The sequence below is a fragment of the Nocardioides sp. genome, from assembly GCF_016462705.1.
In the GTDB taxonomy this organism is placed as follows: Bacteria; Actinomycetota; Actinomycetes; order Propionibacteriales; family Nocardioidaceae; genus Nocardioides.
In genome coordinates this window covers 1-3,238 of sequence record NZ_JAEMSS010000289.1, presented here as the reverse complement: position 1 = coordinate 3,238, position 3,238 = coordinate 1, and the positions used below count along the sequence as shown (strand labels likewise).

At 70.8% G+C, this 3,238-nt stretch carries 2 protein-coding genes; both read right to left on the bottom strand.

Going from position 1 to position 3,238, the window contains the following annotated elements:
- On the bottom strand, positions 1-1,529 hold a 1,529-nt coding region (locus JHD21_RS21560), incomplete at its 3' end, for an ATP-binding protein (RefSeq protein WP_292679571.1).
- Positions 1,529-3,034, bottom strand: a complete 1,506-nt coding sequence (locus JHD21_RS21555; protein WP_292679569.1) for an SCO6880 family protein — start codon at positions 3,032-3,034, stop codon at positions 1,529-1,531. The genes JHD21_RS21560 and JHD21_RS21555, both read right to left, overlap by 1 nt.
- Between the last annotated feature and the right edge of the window lie 204 nt (positions 3,035-3,238).

The window sequence follows — 3,238 nt, the reverse complement described above, 5'->3', positions numbered from 1 at the left end:
GCGGCCTCGATGGCCTCGTTGGTGTAGTAGAGCTTCTTCTCCAGCGGGTGGAGCACCGTCTGGACCTTGTAGGTGGCGTCACCGATGCACCACAGCGCGCGGCCCTTGTCCTGCATGGCCCACCCGGAGACGAGGTCCTGGGCGATCGGGCCGAGCCCGAGCATCGAGTCGAGCTCGCGGGCGACACGGGGCTTCTGGGCGCCGAGGATCTTGATGTCGGCCAGCTCGAGGAGGTCCTTGGCGATCATCGCGGCCTGGGAGTCGGCGTCGCCGACGGAGAGCAGGTCGGAGGGCTTGTGGAGGTTGCAGAACTGGATGTCGCCGCCCTTGCCGGCCATGCCGCGTGAGAGCCTGAGGTCGGCGTCGAAGCTCGCCACTGCGGCGGTTCCGAGGCGCATCTGCTTCCAGACCTCGTCACGGACCACGATGCGCAGGTCGCCGGGTTCGGCGATCTCCCGCAGACCGCGCCCCCAGGAGTTCATGCACAGCAGCGCGATGCCCACGGCCTCATCGCCCAGGCCGTCGAGCCGGGAGAGGCTGAACGACTGGATCGGGGCGCGCCAGTCGACCTCGATGTTGGTGAAGTCGTCGAAGAGGCCGGCCAGGGTGCCGGTGACCAGCTCGCCGAGTGCGTTGCGCAGCAGCCGGGTGTCGTCGAGGAACACGCGGGTGTTCGCGTACTCGCAGGCCCGGACGAGCTCCTCGGTGGGGTTGCGCAGCAGGTCCCACAGACGCGGGATGGTCGTCTCCTTGAGGACGGTGTTGCCGGCGGCGTAGCCGGTGAGGATCTGCAGTGCGTTGCGGACGACGTCGCTCTCGTCGGGACCGAACGGGACCCGGTGCTCGTCGTCGATCTTCATGCTGCCGACCAGGCCTCGGACCAGGACGAGCCACCGCTTGAAGATGATCGTGGCGCGGCGCTGCGCCTCCTCGGCCGAGAGCTTCTCCCACCCGTCGCCGAGCGGCCCCATGGACAGCGGGTTGACCCGGGCCCAAAACCCGGGGGCGATGACGAAGGGTTCGACACCGAGCGCGCGGCACAGCGACTCGTACTCGTCCTTGACGTCGCCAGTGACCAGGGTGCGGTAGCCGAACGGCATCATCCGGGTGCAGAACGCCTTGGTGGTGCCGGACTTGCCACTTCCCGGCTTGGCGAACTGGAAGATGTTGGGGTTGGTCGCAGGTACGTCGTCGCGCAGCACCCAACCGAACGGGTCGCAGTAGAAGCTGCCGCCGGAGAGCTGGTCGACGCCCATCTGGGCGCCCGTCGGGGGCAGGGCGGGAGCCGAGACGAAGGGCCAGAACACCGGGGCCTGGTCGCTGGTCATCCGCCAGGCCATCGCCGGGGCGGTGGCGGCGGCCCAGCCTCGGCCGCGGCGGGTGGCACCGCGGCGCGGCGCGTAGCGGAAGAGCCGGGGCTCCTTGGCCTCCGGGGCGAGCGTGGGGATCGTGGGCAGGTCGTGCCCGAAGTCGGAGAGCAGGGCTGCCATGTCGCGGCCGCCACGGCGGTTCCGGCGGGTGGTGGTCATCAGGCGTCTCCGCTCCGGGTCAGGCTCGTGCCGAGGGGGATGGTGGACGCGGCGAACCCGACGTCCTGGGCGAGGTCGAGGCGCAGCGGTGCGAACCCGGCGCGTCGGACCGAGGCGTCCAGGCGGCGGCCGAACTCGGTGATCCGCATCGACTTGGGCACGGTGACCGTGCACACGCCGTAGGGCCGGGTCAGCGAGTTGCCGCGGGCCAGCTTGGCGTCCAGGCCGCGGGCCTTGTGGGCTTCGTCGCGCTGCTTGGCGCGGGTCTTGCGGCCGAGCTTCTCGTTCATGCCCTCGGCCAGGTCCGCGGCCCACTCGGCGTTGCCGGACTGCCGGTCGGCCTTGGACTGGGACACGATCGGGAAGGCGACGACGAACGAGCGCCGCTCCCCTGACTCGCTGGGGGTGAGGATCGGCGCGAGTGCGCCCATCGCGACGCCGCGGGTCGGGAGCTTGATGGTGGCGCTGATCGAGTTCCACGCGTCGTGGCTGTAGTGCCGCACCGTCGCGTCGGCGCCAGAGGGGCCAGCCAGCGCCCAAGGCACGTCGGCGTTCACGTTCGGGTCCTTCTCCCGCATGGCGAGGGCCTCGACGATGCTGGCGCGGTCGCCGGGGGCGAACCCGGTCCGGGACGCCAGGGCGAGTTCCGGTGAGGTGAGCCAGCGGACCGACGTCATGCCCATCGGGCCGCGCAGCTGGGCCTCGATCTCGGCCATGAGCAGGTAGAGCTCGCGGCATCGGCCCTCGAACCCGCCACCGGACTCCTTGGCCGACCGGGCGATCCGGGTCTCCGGGACGACGATCGTGACGAACTGCTCGGTGCGCACCGACGCCTGGGTGAGGCCCACCGCGAGGTCGCTGTTGACGACCTCGGACAGCTCCGGCGCGTTGCCGCGGCGGTGCTTGGTGACCCACAGCTCGCGCTCGGCACCGTCCTCGGGGACGGTGCGGATCATGAACAGGATCTCGTCGATCTTCTCGGTGCGGCCGGCGACGTCGAGCAGCCCGGCCAGCGCCTCGCCGTAGCGGCTGCGCTCCTCGGCGTCCTTCATGCCGATGCCGGGGTGGACGACCGCGGCGGTGACCGCCCAGGTCTTCGTGGCGTCGTCGTGGATCACTCCCACGCGCTGCAGCTGCGAGCCGTGCGGCGGGCCGTCGTGGATCTTGATGCCCTGCAGCACCCCGGGTAGGTCGGGGGTGTCGAGGTCCTCAGCGCGACCCTGGGCGGCCTTGGCCCGGAAGGAGGTCCAGCCGAGCAGCCCGCCGACGGCGTACATGCTCGAGGCGAACACCCAGCCGGTGGCCGAGCGGCCCCGGACCGGGATGACGGTGATGCCCAGCAGGAACAGCCAGACCAGCGCGAACAGGAACGCGGAGAACCACGCTCCGCGACTGATCGCCCAGAACGCCGGCAGGCTGGCCAGCGCCAGGAACATCAGCTGGCCTCCGGAGAGGCCGAAGAACCAGCCGATGCGGTCGCGCTGGTAGTCGGCGTAGATGGTCATCGTCGGCTTCCTTCCGGGTCAGTAGGCGTCGATCAGGGTTGGGGGCAGGTGGCGGGGCGCATCGGCTACACCGCCACCGGTGGGATCCCGCCGGCGGCCGCACCAGCCCCGCCGGCACCTCCGGCCGCTCCCCCGCCACCGGCGGCGGGAGTCTTGGGCGTCGCTGCGGCTCCGAAAAAGGACATGTTTTAGATAGAGGAGAGT

Excerpts from the sequence above, each read along its gene's own strand:
- JHD21_RS21555 (WP_292679569.1), bottom strand. The coding sequence starts at position 3,034 with ATGACCATCTACGCCGACTACCAGCGCGACCGCATCGGCTGGTTCTTC.